Below are 18,771 nucleotides of genomic sequence, written 5' to 3'. Positions count from 1 at the left end.
AAACAGGGGTCAGGCTGCATAAATCAGGTAAATAATTTTTTTTGGCTAGACGCCAAGGGAATCAAGCAATGAGCAAAGAAACCGTGAACACTGTACACGTAAATTTGAGCCCGGCTCAACTAGTTGAAAAAGCCATTCAGCGTGGTGAAGGAACTCTGGCTGATACTGGTGCACTGGTTGTTATAACCGGTAAGCGTACAGGCCGTTCTCCTATGGACCGTTTTATCGTTGACGAAGCCAGTACCTCAGATGCGATTCACTGGGGCCCCATCAACCGTCCGTTTGATGCTGATAAGTTTGATGCACTCTGGGCTCGGGTTGAAGAGTATCTGGCTGCTCGCGAGCATTTCGTATCTCATGTTCATGTTGGTTCTGACACTAATCAATACCTGCCGGTAGAGATGGCAACAGAAACTGCATGGCAGAATCTGTTTGGCCAGAACCTGTTTATTCGTCCGGAAGAGTTTAATCCTAAGGCGAAAGAAGAGTGGCAGATTTTTAACGCTGCAGGCTTTGAATGTGAGCCTGAGCGTGATGGTACTAACAGCGATGGCTGTGTGATCATCAACTTTGCTAAGCGCAAAGTACTGCTGGCAGGCATGCGTTATGCCGGTGAAATGAAAAAAGCGATGTTCTCTGTTCAGAACTTCCTGCTGCCCGAGAAAGATGTTCTGCCGATGCACTGCTCGGCTAACGTTGGCGAGGATGGCGATACTACGTTGTTCTTCGGCCTGTCTGGTACCGGTAAAACGACTTTGTCTGCTGATCCGGATCGTTACCTGATCGGTGATGATGAGCACGGTTGGGGTAAAGGTGTTGTCTTTAACCTGGAAGGTGGTTGCTATGCCAAGACCATCGACCTGAGTCAGAAGAACGAACCTATTATCTGGGATGCTATCCGTTTCGGTGCGATCGTAGAGAACGTTACGCTGAATGACGCGCGTACTGCTGATTACTGCGATACTACGCTGACTGAAAACGGACGTTGCGCATACCCTCTGGAGCACGTTGAAAAGCGTACTGAAGAGAACAAAGGCGGTGAGCCTAAAGCAATTGTCTTCCTGACATGCGATCTGACAGGTGTATTACCACCAGTGTCTATCCTGTCTAAAGAAGCAGCGGCATATCACTTCTTGTCTGGTTACACTGCGTTGGTTGGCTCTACGGAGATGGGTTCAGGCGGTGGTATTAAATCTACCTTCTCTACTTGTTTTGGCGCGCCTTTCTTCCCGCGTCCAGCGAGCGAATACGCTGACCTGCTGATCAAGCGAATTGAAGAGTTTGATAGCCAGGTATACCTGGTAAATACAGGCTGGACCGGTGGTGCTTACGGTACTGGTTCTCGTTTTAATATCCCGACGACTCGTGGCATCATTGCGGCTATTCAGGATGGTGCACTGATCGATGTTCCGACTCAGCACCTGGCGGGTATCAACCTGACTGTTCCGACATCTGTACCGGGTGTTGATTCTGCGTTGCTGAATCCACGTGATACATGGGCAGATAAAGGTGCATACGATGCGACTGCGAATGACCTGATTGGTCAGTTCACTACTAACTTTACGAAGTTTGAAGGTGTAGCAGAAGCGATCATCGCTGCAGGTCCACAAGCTTAAAGACGACTTGCACAAAAAAAAGGCTCCCTCGGGAGCCTTTTTTTGTTTAGATCAGTTGCTAGAACGTCGCAAAGAACACGACTTGCTAGTGGCTAGAAAAAACGTTCAACCCACCCGATTAGAGTAAGCTTACTTTACACCTTGTAAGGTATTGCTTTAAGGGCAAAAAAGCCCAGAATTCCTCCATAACCGCTCTTCCTAGCCACTAGCAAGCGGCGAAGCCGCGTCTAGCAAGTCATGCTTTTTGTGACGTCTAGCTACTAAATTCCTGGCTACTTAAACGTAAGAGAGAACCCCGCATTCGCGAGATAAGCGGCTTCGTGCTCCAGATCTGTTTGGGTCAGGGGTTGATGGCTGAGCCAGTTGTCAGGAAAGCGGAGAGAGAGTTCATTTTTGTCGGCGCTCAGATAAAACGCGGGCAGGCGTTCGCGACTGCGGTTACGGTGTAGAACAAAGGCGAGTCTGAGGAGTATGGTCAGGCGACTGAAGTGCTTGCTTTCTCGTGCGGGCATCTGCTCAAAGCCTGCAAGGGAAAACTTGCGTCGGTGGTCCCGAACCATCGCTGCCAGCTGAACCTGTTGTCGTTTCGTAAAGCCTGGCAGGTCTGAATTGAGCAGTAGATAGGCGCTGTGTTTGTGGTATTGGCTATGGGCGATTGTCAGGCCGCATTCGCAACAGCGGGCGGCCCAGCTGAGCATGTTATGGTATTCGTTATCCTCAAGGTGCCAGTTATCCCGCACCTGGGTCAGAGCTATGAGAGCGGTTTGCTCAATCCGCCCCGCCTGCTCCTGATCGACATGGTAGCGCTGTATCATCGCGTTGATACTGCGTTCCCGCACATCTTCATGGCGTAGGCGTCCTGCCATATCGTAGAGCAAACCTTCTCGCAGGGCCCCTTCTGATAAGCTCATCTCTTTAATGCCCAGAGACTCAAATGCGGCGGATAAAATAGCGATGCCCGCAGGAAATACGGCGCGACGCTGTTCTTTCAGGCCTTCAATGTCGATCTCGTCCACATGGTTGTAACTAAGAATTTTTTCTTTCAGCTGTTGTAAGGCTGATGCGGTAATTTTGTCAGTGGAATAGCCCAGTGCAATACAGGCATTGCGCACCGCTTTTATAGTGCCGGAAGAGCCAACGCAATCCTCCCAGCCCTGTTGGCGATACTTGCGTTTAATGCTGAGCAGTTCCCGCAGTGCGCCAAAAACCGCCAGCTGAAAGCTTTTCTCACTAATAACTCCGTCGGCAAAGTAGCGCTTATTGAAACTAACACAGCCCATCTCAAGGCTTTCCAGTTCAAGGGGTTCAAAGCGTTCGCCGATGACAAACTCGGTGCTGCCGCCGCCAATGTCGATCACCAGCCTGCGGCCATGGTTACCGGCCAGGGTGTGGGAAACCCCAAGATAGATTAGCCGTGCTTCCTCAATTCCGGCAATCACTTCAATGGAGCAGCCCATCAGTTTTTCGGCGTCTTGGATAAATTCATCACTGTTGACCGCTTCCCGCAGTGCGTTGGTGCCTACAATTCTGATCTGTTGTTCTGGTATATCCCGCACCCGTTGGGCGAACCGTTCCAGGCAGTCAAGCCCTCGTTGCCGGGCTTCCGGGGTTAACATCCGGTTTTCATCAAGGCCCGCAGCCAGTTGAACTTTGTCGGACAACAGATCGATGGGTTGAAGTTCCCCCTGGACCAGTTTGGCAACGACAATATGAAAGCTGTTAGAGCCCAGGTCGATAGCCGCTAACAGGGAGGATTCTGAAGGGTTAAAACTGGCAGTTTCTTGATTCATATAGATAGGGTTCAAGGTGTTGTTTGGGTTAGCTTACCAGATAATGATGACTGATTAGAGTATAGCCTTGTGATAGCTAGCTGTAACTTACAGTGGCTTTCAGCGCTATTCGCATCACTGCCGCGGCATTATCGAATGCGTATAAATGTTGTTCAATGCGCCCGAGTATTCACAACCGTTTAAAGACAGTGGTATGATCGGTGGATATTATATTTGAGTGAATCTCACGGTAGAGGCTTTGTATGAGTGAAAATATTGTTAACGTGACTGATACCTCCTTCGAAGACGATGTATTGAAAGCGGAAGGGCCGGTACTGGTTGATTACTGGGCAGAGTGGTGTGGTCCTTGTAAAATGATTGCGCCGGTTCTGGAAGAGATCGCTAAAGATTACGATGGTAAGCTGAAAGTCTGTAAGCTGAATATCGATGAGAATAATGAAACGCCACCAAAGTTTGGTATCCGCGGTATTCCAACGCTGATGTTGTTTAAAGATGGCGCGGTTGAAGCGACCAAAGTCGGGGCGTTGTCTAAGTCTCAGTTGGCTGCATTTATCGAAGATAGTATCTAAAAGATACTAAAATTATAGGGAGTGACCGAGATCATGGTTTGCTCCCTGATTTACTGGACTCTTTTTGATCAACGCATTATAGTGTCTTCTCCAAATATTTATTTCTGTGCCAGAAACCTGGTTTCTTTATTCAAATCAATCTGACCTGAACGGTGCTAGCTGTTCCGCTCAAGGCCTTGACCTGTCTTCCTACACATATACCTATGAATCTTACTGAACTTAAAAAGAAAAGCGTTCCCGAACTGCTAAAAATAGCAAAAGAGATGGGGCTTGATAACCTCGGTCGTTCCCGTAAACAAGATGTGATTTTTTCGATCCTTAAGCGTCATGCTAAAGGTGGCGAAGACATATATGGTGATGGCGTATTGGAAATCCTGCAGGATGGCTTTGGCTTCCTGCGGTCAGCGGAAGGCTCATACCTTGCGGGCCCTGATGATATCTACGTATCACCGAGCCAGATTCGCCGGTTTAATCTGCGTACCGGTGACACTATCTCCGGTAAGATTCGACCGCCGAAAGACAGCGAACGCTATTTCGCGTTGTTAAAAGTTGATCAGATCAACTTTGATAAGCCGGAAAATGCTAAGAATAAGATTCTATTTGAAAACCTGACGCCGCTGTTTGCGCAGGATCGATTGAAAATGGAACAGGGTAACGGTAGTACAGAAGATTTGACTGCCCGTGTTATCGATCTGGTTTGCCCGATGGGTAAAGGCCAGCGTGCATTGTTGGTGTCGCCGCCTAAAGCGGGTAAGACGCTGATGTTGCAGAATATCGCTAACTCGATTACCCGTAATAACCCAGAAGTTCATCTTATCGTACTGCTGATTGATGAGCGTCCTGAGGAAGTTACCGAAATGCAGCGGACAGTCCGTGGTGAAGTGGTAGCGTCGACCTTCGATGAACCGCCTTCACGTCACGTCCAGGTTGCTGAAATGGTGCTGGAGAAGGCTAAGCGTCTGACCGAGCATAAGAAGGATGTAGTGATCCTGCTAGACTCTATTACGCGTCTGGCCCGAGCTTACAACACCGTGATTCCATCATCCGGTAAAGTACTTACTGGTGGTGTAGATGCGCACGCATTGGAGCGCCCTAAGCGTTTCTTCGGTGCTGCGCGTAACATCGAAGAGGGTGGTAGCCTGACTATCATCGCTACGGCATTGGTTGATACCGGTTCGAAGATGGATGAAGTTATCTTCGAAGAATTTAAAGGTACCGGTAACTCTGAAGTACATCTGGACCGTAAAGTAGCGGAGAAGCGGGTTTACCCAGCCTTCAATATCCGTCGCTCAGGTACGCGTCGTGAAGATCTGCTGACTTCGGAAGAGGAGCTGCAGCGGATGTGGATTCTGCGTAAGCTGCTGGATCCTATGGAAGATTCTGCTGCTATCGAGTTTGTACTTGATAAGCTGAAAGACTTCAAAACGAACGACGAATTCTTCCTCTCTATGCGTCGTTCCTGATTCATATCTCTGTTCTGAAAGGGTAAGCTTACGGCTTGCCCTTTTTTATTGCTGAAAACTATGTCAAATCTGAAATATAAAGACCTGCGCGACTTTATCAACAGCCTGGAGCAGAAGGGTGAGTTGGTACGTATTACGACGGAAGTTGATCCCGATCTGGAAATGACTGAGATCTGCGATCGCACGTTACGCGCGGAAGGCCCTGCGCTGCTGTTTGAAAATCCTAAAGGCTATGACTATCCCGTACTGGCTAACCTGTTTGGGACTCCTAAGCGCGTGGCGCTGGGGATGGGACAGGAAGATGTTTCCAGCCTGAGAGAAGTGGGCAAGTTATTGGCGATGTTGAAAGAGCCAGAGCCGCCCAAAGGGATGAAAGACGCCTGGGAAAAGCTGCCGATCTTCAAGCAGGTGCTGAATATGGGGCCGAAGAAGGTCCGTAATGCGGCCTGTCAGACTCATGTTATTGAAGGGGACGCTGTTGATCTGGGGACTATTCCGGTACAGCGTTGCTGGCCCGGGGATGCTGGCCCGCTCGTTACCTGGCCGCTGGTGATCACCAAAGGGCCTTACAAAGAACGTCAGAATCTGGGCATCTACCGGCAGCAGGTGATCGGTAAAAATAAGCTGATCATGCGCTGGTTGTCCCATCGGGGTGGAGCGTTGGATTTCCGTGAGTGGAAAGAGCAGCATCCAGGGGAAAATTTCCCGGTAGCCGTTGCGCTAGGGGCCGATCCTGCGACGATTTTAGGTGCGGTGACGCCGGTACCGGATACCTTGTCAGAATATGCGTTTGCCGGCTTGCTGCGCGGTGGTAAAACTGAAATTACCAAATGCATTGGCAGCGACCTGCAAGTGCCTGCCAGTGCAGAGTTCATCCTCGAGGGTTATATCGACCCTGAAGAGATGGCCGATGAAGGTCCTTTTGGTGACCATACCGGATACTACAATGAGGTGGATAGCTTTCCGGTGTTTACCGTTGAGCGTATTACTCACAGGCCTGACCCTATCTATCACAGCACTTATACCGGCCGTCCACCGGATGAGCCTGCGGTACTGGGTGTGGCGCTGAATGAGGTGTTTGTCCCCATTTTGCAGAAGCAGTTTCCTGAAATTACCGATTTTTACCTGCCACCGGAAGGCTGTTCTTACCGAATGGCGGTCGTGACCATGAAGAAGCAGTATCCGGGTCACGCTAAGCGGGTGATGTTGGGCGTCTGGTCCTTCCTGCGGCAGTTTATGTATACCAAATTTGTCATTGTTTGTGATGATGATATTAATGCCCGGGACTGGAATGACGTTATCTGGGCGATCACTACACGGATGGACCCGATTCGGGATACCACCATGATCGACAACACTCCGATCGACTATCTGGATTTTGCTTCACCGGTCTCCGGACTGGGCTCGAAGATGGGAATGGATGCCACCAACAAGTGGCCCGGTGAGACAGAGCGTGAGTGGGGCGAACCGATTGTGATGACTCCTGAAGTGAAGCAACGGGTAGACGACATCTGGGATCAATTAGGTATACCGCTTGAGTGATCGTTTTACTATCACCGTTAACGATACCCATGAAGTTAGTGCAGAGCCGGGTTTACCGGTACTGGATAGCTTACGAAATGCCGGCTATACGATGCGTTTCAGTTGTCGTAACGGGGTCTGTGAAATTTGTAAAACAACACTGCTACGTGGCAGTGTACAGCAGCGCTACCCTGAGCTGGCGCTGCAGTTAGAAGAGGGGCAGACGCCAGCGCAAATATTTGCCTGTACCGCCGTCCCTTGCAGTGATATTCGGGTGAGAATAAAAGGGTTATTACGCCCTGGAGAGATACAAGTGAAAGAACTGGTTTGTGATATTGCGTCGGTAGAGTCGCTAAATGAAGAAGTGTACCGGGTGCGCCTGCATCTGCCGGTTACCGGTCGTCAGGCAACAGAGTTTCATGCGGGACAGTATCTTGAACTGATTCTACCCGATGCGCGTCGCGCCGCTTTTTCTATCGGCAGTGCACCGGACTTCAGTAGCGATATCGAACTACATATCCGTTGTACGCCGGAAGGTGAGTTGTCGATGGCGATCATGGATCACCTGAAGAATAACTCCAGCGTGAAGATCGAACTGCCAAAAGGTGACTGTTATCTGGAAGCCAGTCAGCTGGCCGCCGATAAAGTAATCGTTCTGGCCGCTGCCAGTACTGGCTTTTCGCAGATTAAGAGCATCGCAGAACACCTGTTGGCGAATCAGGTTACAAACCCGATTCATATCTACTGGGGCGCCCGGGTAGAAGCGGATTTCTATCTGGAGAAACTGCCTTTGCAGTGGGCTGCTGAACATACTAATGTTCACGTTCATCTGGTTGTTAGCGAGCCAGACAATAGCCCCGGTTGGTCCGGTCGCAGCGCGTTACTGCCGGATGCCATCGTGGCTGATTTTGACAACTTTGAGAATGTTGAGATCTTCACCAGTGGCTCACCGGGCATGGTTTATGCGCTGGCCGACGCGTGTGAGGCCAAAGGTTTGCAGGACGAACAGATTCATTCTGACGTCTTTGCTTACGCGCCCCGGAAGAAGTAAGCGTCTTTAGAACGCAACGAAGAGCGCGTTGCTTGCTAGATGTCGCTGCGCGACTTGCTCGACGGGCTTCGCCCTTGCTAGAAAGAGCATAGAAAAAAGAGAGCCGATGGCTCTCTTTTTTGTTGTAGGAGCTGTGCCCCCACGGCGATGTAGCATGAGTAACTCAGAGGTTAATTTTTCTGCACAATTAAGTAGGTGTGTAACTCGGGGGATTGGTCGTAATCCAGATGCCTGATTGTGCAGTTTAATCCGGCAAACAGCTCAAGAAATCCTGCCACGTCTAAGAACGAAGACCGCAACGAAGAGCACGTTGCTTGCTAGACGGGCTGCGCCCTTGCTAGAAAAATCGGTCGTTACACTGCTAGAAAATCAATGACTCTGACCCCATTGATCTATGGCACGTAATTGCGCCAGCAATTTAAGTGACAGATTTGCAGGTCCATTGCTGGCCCTTGTTAAATTCATCCGAACTTGACCATGCAAGATGGGCCTTGTTTATGCTCATTAAACCTTATTTTGATAGGTTTCTGAATATGTTCAGGTCTATCTGAGAATACTCCATTAAGTCGGATACCATATAGCTCTACTTGCATGCCGATTGTCTTCTCATTTTTCTCTAATGGCGCGATAGATACAGATTCCTTTATTTGGAAGTCCTCTTGTATTTCCATTGCCACTTCTAAATGCAGGTAGTGCTTAATAGAGGTTTCTGAATACACTAGCTTTGCTAATTCTTCTTTGTCTATTGCCGAGTCATATCTGAAGAATTCAGCTAAACCCAAGTAGGTTTTTAAGAACCAACGATTGAAACGATCGTAATTGATACTTTTTGTGTGCAGACTGAACTTTCTTGCGTTTGATTTTCTTCTCTTGATAGATAGCTCTAAGCAATACCTCAGAGATTCTCCATAATGAATCGCTTCAGCATCATATATGGAAAGCCTTTCATTATGCCTCTTGCACAGGCAATTTCTAGTTAGAGAAGCCTTTGAAATCTCTTTACTAGCTCCACCAAGAAAAGGAGCATTTTCAACGAAAAGCATCTTATCGCTGAAAAGTCCCTTTGAGATATAGTGCTCGCTAGATTGCTTATTACAACAGGGAGATACGTTTTTCGCCCAACACTTCATGTTCTTCCCTAGAATTTAACAGCTAGTTATAGAGCCCCTTGGCACTATAATTCCTAAGATTTAATTAGCTAAAGATTACTTTGGTTTTATATATCAGCAGGATAGCTAACATGAAGAGAGTTGTTCTACAGTGTTGTAGTGAACTCTAGAGGCAGCTTCCCTGCTTTTATCTATTTTCTAGCATAAGTCTCAGGTTCAATTAAATCAAAGGGTTAATTCTGACCGTAATAAGAACGCCCAAAAACAAAAAAGAGAGCCTAGGCTCTCTTCTCTTTACGCTTTTTCTAGCCACGAGCAAGTCGCGAAGCGACGTCTAGCAAGCAGCGCTTTTTGCTGCGTTCTAGCGACTATAATGCTGCGATCTTGGTCCCTTTGCTAGGCAACGGCAGAGCAGGCAAACCGCCCCCGATAACCCCCAGATGCCTTTCCATCAGGGCGCGCATTTTATCGGTTTCGCCGAGGTTGTTTAGCAGTCGTGCCAGTTCGCTCAGTGTCTCGGCTCTGGGGCTTTGCTCCAGGCTTTGTTCGAAGTAGGTGATGGCTTTGCCCCAGTGCTCGTTGCGCTGTGACAGGCGGCCCAGTGTGAGTAGCAGGTCGGGGTTGAGTGGGTAGTCTTTTAACCAGCTACGGGCGGTATCCAGTTGTTTCTTAGGATTGCCTCCTTCAATGCGGCCATAGAGGTTCACTAGTTCGTCATCCCACTGGCTTTTGATCAGGCCTTTCAGTACGGGCTCAGCTTTGGCTTCCGCGCCGATGTCGACCAGCAGAGTGGTGTAGTGGCGGGCAAGGACGTTGTCGTTGGTTAGCTGGGATGGCATGTTATGCCAGGTTTCACCCAGTGCTTTACGTTTGTCTTCAGCCGCCGTGCCGTCGGGTAGAGCGATGCTCTGCTCCAGGAGCTTTTGAAAACATAGCTGTTCAGTTTTGGTGAGTTTCTCAGGCTTCAGAGCTTTCTGCTTACGCAGTTCAGGAATCAGTGCCTTCAATGCTTGCCAGTCTTCCAGCTGGATATATGCTTTGCGGAGCAGTTTGAGCACATAGGAGTGCTTAGGTGAGCGCTTTCGCAGATTTAGCAGAGTGGCCAGGCAGGGTTCGAGCTGTCCGCGGGAAAGTTGTGTCTCTGCGTGGAAAATGCCGATGGCTGTCTCGGCTTCAGGGGCTGAGGCTCTGGCTTTCTGTAACAGTTCATCGCAGACATCGTCGTCGCCCTGCTCCTGTGCTGCACGGGCGGCAGCCAGATAATTAATCAGTGGCAGATCAGCGTTATCGGCTGACAGAGTCAGCAAGCGCTGAGCCTTCCACCAGTTGCCCTCTGACAGAGCGATTAAACCTTTAAGGGTTTTGTTATGGGCGATCCGGCTTTTGCGGCTGCCGCTCCAGAGTCTTAGCGTTGTGCCTGACTTAAGCGAGCGACTGAGCAGGTTTAAGCCCCAGTGAAGGGCAAAGAACAGCGCGACGGCTATTACCATAAATACCCATAGGCTCATTTCTATCGTGGTCTGGCCATAGGCAAGCAGAGTATAGCCTGAGTCCTGGATCATCTTCTGGCCGAGCCAGGTGCCGGCAAACATAATGACCAGCAGCAGGATAAATATGCGTTTCATCAGGCAGCTCCCTCTTTCAGCGTACGCATCTGTTTGAGGTAGCTTTTCAGGGTGGCCAGAGAACCAGAAATATTCGGCATCTGTGGGGCAACCTGAACCTGTTCAAGATCTTTCAGGGCTTTCAGCAAGGCCTGGGTGTTACTGTGATTTTGCTCAAAGTAAGTGCCTACCCACTGTTGCGCTTTCGTCAGGCTGTTAAGGTAGCTCTTTGGCTTGTGCTGAAGCAGAGAAAGTTGTGCCTGTTCAAGCATCAGGTGCAGATTTTGCTGCAGGTAGTAGCTTTGCTGGGGGGAGAGCAGAGGCTCTACCGGTTCGCTGCGATCCTGGATAACGACCAGTTGATCGAACTTGCTGGCGACAGTAGCCCAGGCCTGCTTCATATCCGCACCCCAGGTAGAAGCGAACTCGTCGCTGGTTACTTCGTTCACCAGTTCTGGCAATTTATGCTGCTCGGTTAGCGGTACAACCTGAAGCTGATCGACCTGAGCGTTGAGTGCGCCCAGTCGTAGGAAAACTCCCTCGGTATCCAGCTCGGGTACGGCTTCAAGGGCGGCGATATCCGCTGCGACAGCTTTACGTATTGCGTAGATGGTGACATCGTCGGTTTCGCTCAGGATCTTGTCGGCAGAGCGTAACAACTGTAATGCGCCTTTAGGTGTCTGTTCCATCAGTACCCGTTGATTGGCGAGCCGCAGCAGGTATTCAACTTCTGCCAGTAACCAGTCTTCACGGGTATTTTTCTGTTCGGCGGTGACCTGCTGGATACTGCGTGTCAGACGATTTTGCAGTTCAGCAATGTTGCTTTGCTCTTTAGCAGCCTTGCCTTCCAGGGTTGATAGTTTCTGAGTCAGTGAGCTGATCTGCTGTTTCAGCTGTTGCTGACCGCCTTCCATCGAACTATTCAGTTTAGTTGCAGCTTCTTGTTGACGTTGTTCCATGACAGAACCAGCCTGAAGCTGGAGCCAATACAGGTAACCCACACCGGCCAGTGCAATCAATGCCAGCAGAAGTGCGATTCTGCCAGCCCAGCTCGGCTTTTGTTTAGGCGGCTGTGTGTCTGGCTGTTCGGGTTCTTTAGGGGGAGATTTTTTCTGTTTGCTAGCCGTTTTTTCTTTTGTTGTCGGCTTCTCTACCGGCTTTTTAGCCGATTTTTCTTCGGTATTGGCGGGGGAGCTCTCCTTTTCGATCAGTTCTCCCTCAATCACTTCATCTTGTTTATCGGAAGTGGCTGGATTGTTATTCCCGCTTTTTTTCATGTTCTGTCATCCATATCGATAGTCGATAAAACTGTTTCTGCCATCGCCTGATTGTCCGGCCCGCTGGCGGTAATAACTCGAGTATAGCCTAACTCGGCTGCAATTCGTGCGACTCGCTCACTGGGTACAACCAATGTTGTATGCAGAAGCGGCTTAAAACTGTGCTCTGTCATCAGTTGCGTCAGATTATTGAGCGCTTCTCCGCTGGTAATTAATACGGCGGCAAGGGGGGCGGCTCGGGCGCTACTGTTGTTGGTATTACTGATAATACTGCTGATCTGTTCAGAGGTATAGTGTGGTGCAGTGCGACGGTAAAGGTCGGCGTACTCAACTATTGCGCCGCGCTGACTCAGCTGCTCAGCGAGGGTTTCCCGGCCACCTTTGCCGCGCATGATCAGAATCTTATCAGTCGCAATCTGCTGTAATTGAGGGAGGGAGAGAAGCGCTTCAGAATCATAGCCGTTCGAGGGTTGAGTGGCGGTGATGCCAAGGCTATTGAGTTGCGCCGCTGTCTGACGGCCAATTGCCAGCCATTCGATACCGATGGGTAATTGTGGCCAGTACTGGTCTATCAGGTCGATGCCACAGGTGACGGCATTAGCACTGATAAAAATAACTTTGTGATATAGATCGAGATCCATCACTTTGCTTTTTAGCAGGTTAAAGTCAGGATCCGATGCGTCTACCGGTGTGATCTCCAGTAGGGGTAATAGCACCGGCTCAAGGCCTGAACCTTCCAGTAATGCTGCTTGCCCGGCCGCCTGATGTGCAGGCCGGGTGACCAGTATCCGGGGTTTAGGCATTCTGCTGATAAACGGCCGCCAGAATTTTTGCAGCGCCGGCATCCAGCAGGCGTTCAGCCAGCTCGATACCCATCGCTTCAGCATTATCCGGGCTGTTACGCAGTTCGTCCCGCAGAATCTCGGTGCCATCGGTACTGGCAACCAGTCCGCGTAGGTAGAGTTCATCGCCGGCATCGTTAAGGGTGGCGAAGCAGGCGATAGGCACCTGACAGCCGCCTTCTAAACGACGATTCATCGCCCGTTCGGCAATAACCCGGTAAGCGGTTTCCGGGTCGTGTAGCGGTTTTAGCAGTTCAAGAGTGGCCACGTCATTCAGGCGGCATTCGATACCGACAGCACCCTGTCCACCGGCGGGCAGGCTTTCTTCCGGAGTGATTTCGCTGGCGATGCGATCATGCATTTTAAGGCGCATAAGGCCAGCGGTCGCGAGAATGATCGCGTCGTACTGACCCTCATCCAGTTTACGCAACCGGGTATTGACGTTGCCGCGCAGGGTCTTGATCTGGAGATCGGGACGCTTTGCCCGTATCTGTGCTTCCCGGCGCAGAGAGGATGTCCCGACGACAGCTCCCTGGGGGAGATCATCCAACACTTTGTAATTGTTGGAAACAAAGGCATCGGTAGGTTTTTCCCGTGGGCAGATAACGGCCAGTCCGAGTCCTTCTGGAAACTCCATCGGTACATCTTTCATTGAATGTACGGCGATATCGGCTTCATTTGCCAGCATCGCAACTTCCAGTTCTTTTACAAATAACCCCTTGCCGCCAATCTTTGAAAGTGGCGAGTCCAGCAGTACGTCACCTTTGGTGGTCATGCCCAACAGTTCGACTTTTATGCCGGGATGAAACTTTTCTAACTCAGCTTTAACATACTCAGCCTGCCAGAGGGCAAGAGGACTTTCACGGGTGGCAATACGGACTACTTTATCGGTCATACGGGATCCTGGAGGGCGGTTGCCCGGTCAGCTATGCAAAATAATTATCGATTTTAACAGATAAGTAGCCAGTGAGCAGCTGATCAGACATGCGGTAGGGGGGTGGGTTACTGTATAATGCCCGCCATTGATTCAGGACAAGATCCGGCAGCCAAGTGTGCGGATGAAAGATTTGAGGTTTCAGCATGAGTGAAGAACAAACCAACCAGCAATGGGGCGGCCGTTTTAATGAGCCTACAGATGCCTTTGTTGCACGTTTTACGGCATCAGTTCAGTTTGATCAGCGGATGTATAAGCAGGACATTGAGGGCTCAGTTGCTCATGCGAAGATGCTGACTAAAGTCGGCGTTCTGACTGAAGCTGAGTGCGCAGATATTCTGCAGGGACTGAGTGAAATTCAGTCCGATATTGAAAGTGGCAACTTTGAATGGTCGATTGAGCTGGAAGATGTTCATATGAATATCGAGGCAGCCCTGACTAAAAAAATTGGTGTTACGGGTAAAAAACTGCATACAGGTCGTTCACGTAATGATCAGGTGGCGACTGATATTCGTCTTTATGTACGTGAAGAGGTTGACCATGTTCTGGCTGAGATTATCCGGCTGCAACAGGGAATCATTGGCCTGGCTCGTCAGGAAGCGGATACCGTGATGCCGGGCTTTACTCACCTGCAAACGGCACAACCGGTTACTTTTGGTCATCATTTGATGGCCTGGTTTGAGATGTTGAGTCGCGACTATGAGCGTTTTGCTGATTGCCGTAAGCGGGTTAATATTTTGCCGCTAGGTGCTGCTGCATTAGCAGGAACAACTTATCCAATTGACCGTCAAATGACCACCGAGTTACTGGGCTTTACTGCGCCGACTGAAAATTCACTGGATTCTGTATCGGACCGTGATTTTGCGATTGAGTTTTGTGCCGCGTCCAGCATTATGATGATGCATATGACTCGTTACTCGGAAGAGCTAGTCATGTGGGCTTCAGCGCAATTCAACTTTATCAACCTGCCAGATCGTTTCTGTACCGGCTCTTCTATTATGCCGCAGAAGAAGAATCCGGATGTGCCTGAACTGGTGCGGGGCAAGAGTGGTCGGGTCTATGGTCATCTGATGTCATTGCTGACGCTGATGAAGTCTCAGCCACTGGCTTACAACAAGGATAACCAGGAAGATAAAGAGCCGCTTTTTGATGCGATCGATACGATTAAAGGTTGCCTGCGTGCGTTTGCTGACATGGTGCCGGCGATTGAAGCTAAGCGTGAGAACATGCGTGAAGCAGCACTGCGTGGCTTTTCGACTGCAACTGACCTGGCTGACTACGTCGTACGTAAAGGGATTCCATTCCGTGACGCCCATGAGATCGTAGGTAAAGCGGTGGCTTATGGTATCGAGCAGAATAAAGATCTGGGTGAGATGACGCTGGAAGAGCTACAACAGTTCTCCGATCAGATTACTGCGGACGTGTTTGATGTCCTGACCCTGGATGGCTCTGTTAGTGCCCGAGACCATATCGGTGGTACGGCGCCAAATCAGGTACGCAAAGCCTGTGACCGTGCTGAACGCATGTTGTCAGCACGTAGCTAAAAGGCTAACAGTTACGGCTATTCGTTAAATGGCCGGATATAAAAAAACCCGCAAACTGCGGGTTTTTTTTGATTCATTTTTTCTTGCGTAGTGGCTGTTAGTTGAGGGTAATATCAACCATCAGATCGCTAGCGATGTCTTCCAGTGATTGCTGCAGATCATCCAGGTCAACATTGGCTGGTACGGTCAGATCCGCTTCGGCCTTGAACAGTTCTTCGGCGGACATCGATCCGCTGACCAGTTCCGTGGATAGTCGCTCCACATTGATGTTGAAACGACTCAATGCATGCGAAATATCCCGCACAATGCCAGGCTTATCGTGGCCGATCAGTTCCAGCGAAATACTGCTACCCTGAGCCCCAGCTGCCTGTTCCTGGCTGCTTTCTACAGTAACTTTAAGGCCCTGAGATTCAAGTGCCTGCAAAGCATTTTGCAGTGATTCAGATTGTTCTGTTGCGACAGAGACAATGAGTATACCGGCAAACTTACCGGCCAGACGCGACATGTTGCTTTCCAGCCAGTTGCCTCCGTGGGTCGCGATTGTTTGGGACAGCTGTTCAACCAGACCGGGCTTATCCGGGGCGATCACTGTGAGTACGAGAGATGTCATTATTGCCTGCTCCTCTATAGAATGTCCGTGCTGGTATCACTGTCCCCGTTGATGCCAGCTAAATAGGATTATACACATAGATGAATGAGATTCTCACGGCATTGTGGCCGATTTTTGCCCTTGTTTGTGTTGGGCATGCTATTCGACGTGGCGGGTTTCCCGGCGACGGGTTCTGGGAGCCGGCAGAAAAGCTGATCTATTTTTTATTATTTCCAGTGTTGCTTATCTACAAATTGAGCCTTGCTGATGTCGGTGCCGTGCCGATTGGCGAAGTTGCGCTAGCAGTGATTCTGTTATTGGCGGCAGGGACCAGCCTGTTAGTGGCGGTGCAGTGGATAAAACCGTTAGAGAATAGCAGCTTTACCTCGGTGTATCAGGGAGGCATGCGTTTTAACACCTATGTCGGCCTGGCGGCGAGCGCTGCGTTGTTTGGTGATGAAGGGTTAGCGGTTGCTGCGGTAGTGATGGCCGTTATGGTGCCTCTGCTAAACCTGCTTTGTGTACTGGTGTTTAGCTTCTATACCCGCAAAGAAGCCGGATTGCTGAGTGTGCTATTGGCTTTAGTCAAAAATCCTCTGATTATCGCCTGTGTGGTGGGGATCTCTCTGAATATCTCGGGAGTAGGGCTCCCCTGGGCGCTGGCGTCGGTTGCCGGGTTGTTGAGCGGTGTTGCATTGCCGCTGGGCTTGTTGGCGGTGGGTGCAGGACTAAACCTTTCTGCATTACGAAAAACGGGTGGCTCCGTGATCTATAGCAGCGCGGTCAAACTGCTACTGTTTCCCTGTTTGATGCTGCTGATTTGTGGGCTATTTGTTGAGTCGCTGTTGGTCGCGCAAGTGTTGTTGATGTTTAGTGCGTTACCTACGGCATCGACAGCCTATGTGCTGGCACGGCAGTTAGGCGGAGACGCTCAACTAATGGCCGCAATTATTACGGGTCAAATTCTGATCTCCATGGCGACGATGCCGTTTGTTTTGGCGTTTTTCCCTGCTTTTTTGTAAGTTTTTTCCGATTAAGGGGAACTTTTTATGGGAAATCACGGTCTTTTGTTAAAGTTTTAACGTATTTGTCGATAAAGTGCTTATAAGTTGCGGAAAATGCTTGCAAATTTTTTGCGTTATGGAAGACTTGTCGGCGCTTTTTAGTAACCTAATTAACCCGTAGTATTTGAGCAGAGAAAATGAAAAAAGGACCGGATCTAGTTGTTGTTCTGATCGCCGTATTTGTACTGGGCACTGTCTTTACCGGTGTAAGCAATGCGGATATTGAATTCGTATCTCTCGTAGGGGATGTTTTTAAAGGTTAAGTCTTTACTTGAAGGCCTGGTTACCGACGCGCGTTGTAGAAGCTCTTTTCGGTTGCGACACCTTCAAGAGGAATGTCCCAACTCTCGGTTTTTAACCGGTCTGCTTTTTGTAAATCATGTGCCAGCCCGATCAGACGGGTGCCTCTCTCTTTACGCCAGCTCTGCTTAAATGCAAAGGTCCGGTCGTAGTAGCCGCCGCCCATCCCCAGTCGTCCGCCCTCTTCATCAAACGCCACCAGTGGTAACAGAACCAGGTCCAGTGCCCAGGCCGGACGTCGTGGTGCTTTGATCAGCGGGGGTTCTTTAATGCCATAAATATTATTAACCAGAACGGTCTCTTTGTTATACGCAATAAACCAGAGACGGTTATGGCGGACAGGATGAAGTACCGGCAGATAACACTGCTTGCCAAATTTTCGGCAGTAGTGGATGACCTCTTCTGGACTAATCTCGCCATCGCTTGGCAGATACAGAGCAATATTCTGACTACGACGGAACTGAGTGAGTCGGCGTATAGTTGCGAGTAAGCCTCGTGCATGCTGACGTTGCTGTACCGGCTTAAGAGAACGGCGGGCTTTGCGCATTTGACGGCGCAGATTTTTTTTAAAATCGGTAGCTTGAGTCATAGGAAGGACATAGAAGAAAAGATAAAAGACTCCCCAAGGTTGCGGCGCTGATATCGGCCCTGAACCCGAAGGTTCAAGGTGGTAGCCTCCGGAGTAAATTAGGCTTTCCGTCTGGCGGACATGCACATCATTAAACCAGGAAACTTCCAAAAGTGTGATTATCGGCTCAAGGGACTAACCAGACTACCAATAACCTCAGGGAGCTGTTGCCATTATACTGGTCAAAAATCGAAAGTCAGCCTTGAATTAAAACTTAACTGTGCTATTTGATAAATTGAGGAAGATAATTAACCACTTGAAAAGTAATGATTAATTATAATTGATGAAAATTTTTCAAGCATAATCAGCGATAAGGTCAGCCCGATAGTCTACTGAGGCTGCTTTTTTGCATCGGCTATTTAGCGCTGGGTAGGGTCGCTTCAATTAACTTGCTCAGTTCTCCCAGGCGTCCCGAAATTGTCTGTTGTTCAGATGTTTGCTTATTATGTAGTTCATAAGCGATGTTCAGCGCTGCCATTACAGCAACTTTCTCTGTTCCTATGATTCGGCCGCTGGCTTTGATCTCTAGCATTTTCTGATCTAAATACGCCGCTGCTTTAAGTAGCTCAGGCTCTGCTTCAGGGGGGCAGGCAACGACGTAATCTTTACCCATCAGCGAAACGGATATATTGCGGGGGGCGTTACTCATGCCTGCTGCTCCAGTGTTTTAAGACGGCTGATCATCGCTTCAATCTTCTGGTCAGTTTTACCAGTAATCTGTAAGCGTTGATTACGCTCTTCACGCAGCTCGGCAATGTGGCGATGCAACGCCTGGTTTTCCTGCGTCAGTTGCTGGCAGTGCAGGATGAGCTCGTTGATCTGTCTTTCCAGTGTTTCTAAAGCGTGCGCAGACATAGCATTCAGGCCTTG

The 18,771-nt window shown here is 49.6% G+C and carries 18 protein-coding genes and 1 other RNA gene; 8 read left to right on the top strand and 11 right to left on the bottom strand.

The genetic code is table 11. From position 1 onward, the window contains the following. The first annotated feature begins 68 nt into the window (after positions 1 to 68). Positions 69 to 1,616: a phosphoenolpyruvate carboxykinase gene (locus tag AMJAP_RS17035; RefSeq protein ID WP_019622775.1), complete on the top strand. Its 1,548-nt coding sequence runs from the start codon at positions 69 to 71 to the stop codon at positions 1,614 to 1,616. 272 nt (positions 1,617 to 1,888) lie between these two features. Here the strand turns inward: AMJAP_RS17035 and ppx are convergent, their stop codons facing one another. Further along, entirely contained in the window at positions 1,889 to 3,406 is a 1,518-nt protein-coding gene (gene ppx / locus AMJAP_RS17030) for an exopolyphosphatase (RefSeq protein ID WP_019622776.1), read from the bottom strand. Positions 3,407 to 3,648: 242 nt separating this feature from the next. Between ppx and trxA the strand changes: the two genes are divergently transcribed. The 4 genes from trxA to AMJAP_RS17010 all read left to right on the top strand — a co-directional run bounded on the left by trxA (position 3,649) and on the right by AMJAP_RS17010 (position 8,010). Beyond that, on the top strand, positions 3,649 to 3,975 hold the full coding sequence (gene trxA, locus AMJAP_RS17025; protein ID WP_019622777.1) for a thioredoxin TrxA: 327 nt from the start codon (positions 3,649 to 3,651) through the stop codon (positions 3,973 to 3,975). Positions 3,976 to 4,178: 203 nt separating this feature from the next. Next, positions 4,179 to 5,438 carry a transcription termination factor Rho gene (gene rho, locus AMJAP_RS17020; protein WP_019622778.1) on the top strand — a complete coding sequence of 420 codons (1,260 nt, stop codon included), beginning with the start codon at positions 4,179 to 4,181 and terminating at the stop codon, positions 5,436 to 5,438. Positions 5,439 to 5,498: 60 nt separating this feature from the next. Continuing rightward, positions 5,499 to 6,980, top strand: a complete 1,482-nt coding sequence (ubiD, locus tag AMJAP_RS17015; protein WP_201356393.1) for a 4-hydroxy-3-polyprenylbenzoate decarboxylase — start codon at positions 5,499 to 5,501, stop codon at positions 6,978 to 6,980. Next, complete coding sequence (locus AMJAP_RS17010; RefSeq protein ID WP_019622780.1) at positions 6,973 to 8,010, top strand: 2Fe-2S iron-sulfur cluster-binding protein; 1,038 nt, start codon at positions 6,973 to 6,975, stop codon at positions 8,008 to 8,010. Before ubiD ends, AMJAP_RS17010 begins: the two co-directional genes overlap by 8 nt. Before the next feature lie 461 nt (positions 8,011 to 8,471). Here AMJAP_RS17010 and AMJAP_RS17005 read toward each other — a convergent pair whose 3' ends face one another. The 5 genes from AMJAP_RS17005 to hemC all read right to left on the bottom strand — a co-directional run bounded on the left by AMJAP_RS17005 (position 8,472) and on the right by hemC (position 13,737). Next, the gene (locus AMJAP_RS17005; protein ID WP_156815246.1) at positions 8,472 to 9,140 is read right to left on the bottom strand and encodes a hypothetical protein; all 669 of its coding nucleotides are present in this window, start codon (positions 9,138 to 9,140) and stop codon (positions 8,472 to 8,474) included. A gap of 347 nt (positions 9,141 to 9,487) precedes the next feature. Further along, entirely contained in the window at positions 9,488 to 10,744 is a 1,257-nt protein-coding gene (locus AMJAP_RS17000; RefSeq protein ID WP_019622782.1) for a heme biosynthesis HemY N-terminal domain-containing protein, read from the bottom strand. After that, positions 10,744 to 12,000: a uroporphyrinogen-III C-methyltransferase gene (locus AMJAP_RS16995; protein ID WP_019622783.1), complete on the bottom strand. Its 1,257-nt coding sequence runs from the start codon at positions 11,998 to 12,000 to the stop codon at positions 10,744 to 10,746. Before AMJAP_RS16995 ends, AMJAP_RS17000 begins: the two co-directional genes overlap by 1 nt. After that, a complete protein-coding gene (locus AMJAP_RS16990) occupies positions 11,997 to 12,803 on the bottom strand; it encodes a uroporphyrinogen-III synthase (protein WP_019622784.1) in 807 nt (268 codons plus the stop codon). Before AMJAP_RS16990 ends, AMJAP_RS16995 begins: the two co-directional genes overlap by 4 nt. Then, positions 12,796 to 13,737 carry a hydroxymethylbilane synthase gene (gene hemC, locus AMJAP_RS16985; protein WP_019622785.1) on the bottom strand — a complete coding sequence of 314 codons (942 nt, stop codon included), beginning with the start codon at positions 13,735 to 13,737 and terminating at the stop codon, positions 12,796 to 12,798. Before hemC ends, AMJAP_RS16990 begins: the two co-directional genes overlap by 8 nt. A 185-nt stretch (positions 13,738 to 13,922) precedes the next feature. On the opposite strand from hemC, the gene argH reads away from it, so the two are divergent. Then, a complete protein-coding gene (gene argH / locus AMJAP_RS16980) occupies positions 13,923 to 15,320 on the top strand; it encodes an argininosuccinate lyase (RefSeq protein WP_019622787.1) in 1,398 nt (465 codons plus the stop codon). A 97-nt stretch (positions 15,321 to 15,417) separates the two neighbouring features. On the opposite strand, the gene AMJAP_RS16975 is transcribed toward argH, so the two are convergent. After that, entirely contained in the window at positions 15,418 to 15,930 is a 513-nt protein-coding gene (locus tag AMJAP_RS16975; protein ID WP_019622788.1) for a glycine cleavage system transcriptional repressor, read from the bottom strand. 80 nt (positions 15,931 to 16,010) lie between these two features. Between AMJAP_RS16975 and AMJAP_RS16970 the strand changes: the two genes are divergently transcribed. Next, a complete protein-coding gene (locus AMJAP_RS16970) occupies positions 16,011 to 16,931 on the top strand; it encodes an AEC family transporter (RefSeq protein WP_019622789.1) in 921 nt (306 codons plus the stop codon). Positions 16,932 to 17,110: 179 nt separating this feature from the next. Continuing rightward, positions 17,111 to 17,236 carry a hypothetical protein gene (locus tag AMJAP_RS17800; protein ID WP_019622790.1) on the top strand — a complete coding sequence of 42 codons (126 nt, stop codon included), beginning with the start codon at positions 17,111 to 17,113 and terminating at the stop codon, positions 17,234 to 17,236. Between the two features lie 20 nt (positions 17,237 to 17,256). Here the strand turns inward: AMJAP_RS17800 and AMJAP_RS16965 are convergent, their stop codons facing one another. From AMJAP_RS16965 to AMJAP_RS16950, 4 genes are all read right to left on the bottom strand, one after another. Continuing rightward, positions 17,257 to 17,862, bottom strand: coding sequence for a 5-formyltetrahydrofolate cyclo-ligase (locus AMJAP_RS16965; protein WP_026340231.1), 606 nt, complete (start codon positions 17,860 to 17,862; stop codon positions 17,257 to 17,259). A gap of 26 nt (positions 17,863 to 17,888) precedes the next feature. Next, positions 17,889 to 18,067: non-coding RNA, 6S RNA (gene ssrS, locus AMJAP_RS16960), on the bottom strand. Between the two features lie 189 nt (positions 18,068 to 18,256). Beyond that, positions 18,257 to 18,550, bottom strand: a complete 294-nt coding sequence (locus tag AMJAP_RS16955) for a cell division protein ZapA (RefSeq protein WP_019622792.1) — start codon at positions 18,548 to 18,550, stop codon at positions 18,257 to 18,259. Then, on the bottom strand, positions 18,547 to 18,756 hold the full coding sequence (locus AMJAP_RS16950; protein WP_019622793.1) for a hypothetical protein: 210 nt from the start codon (positions 18,754 to 18,756) through the stop codon (positions 18,547 to 18,549). Before AMJAP_RS16950 ends, AMJAP_RS16955 begins: the two co-directional genes overlap by 4 nt. Positions 18,757 to 18,771 lie beyond the last annotated feature (15 nt).

Origin of the sequence: Amphritea japonica ATCC BAA-1530 (assembly GCF_016592435.1) — a bacterium.
In the GTDB taxonomy this organism is placed as follows: Bacteria; Pseudomonadota; Gammaproteobacteria; order Pseudomonadales; family Balneatricaceae; genus Amphritea; species Amphritea japonica.
Note: the sequence above shows the minus strand (reverse complement) of the source record. Positions and strands in the feature narration are given on the sequence as shown.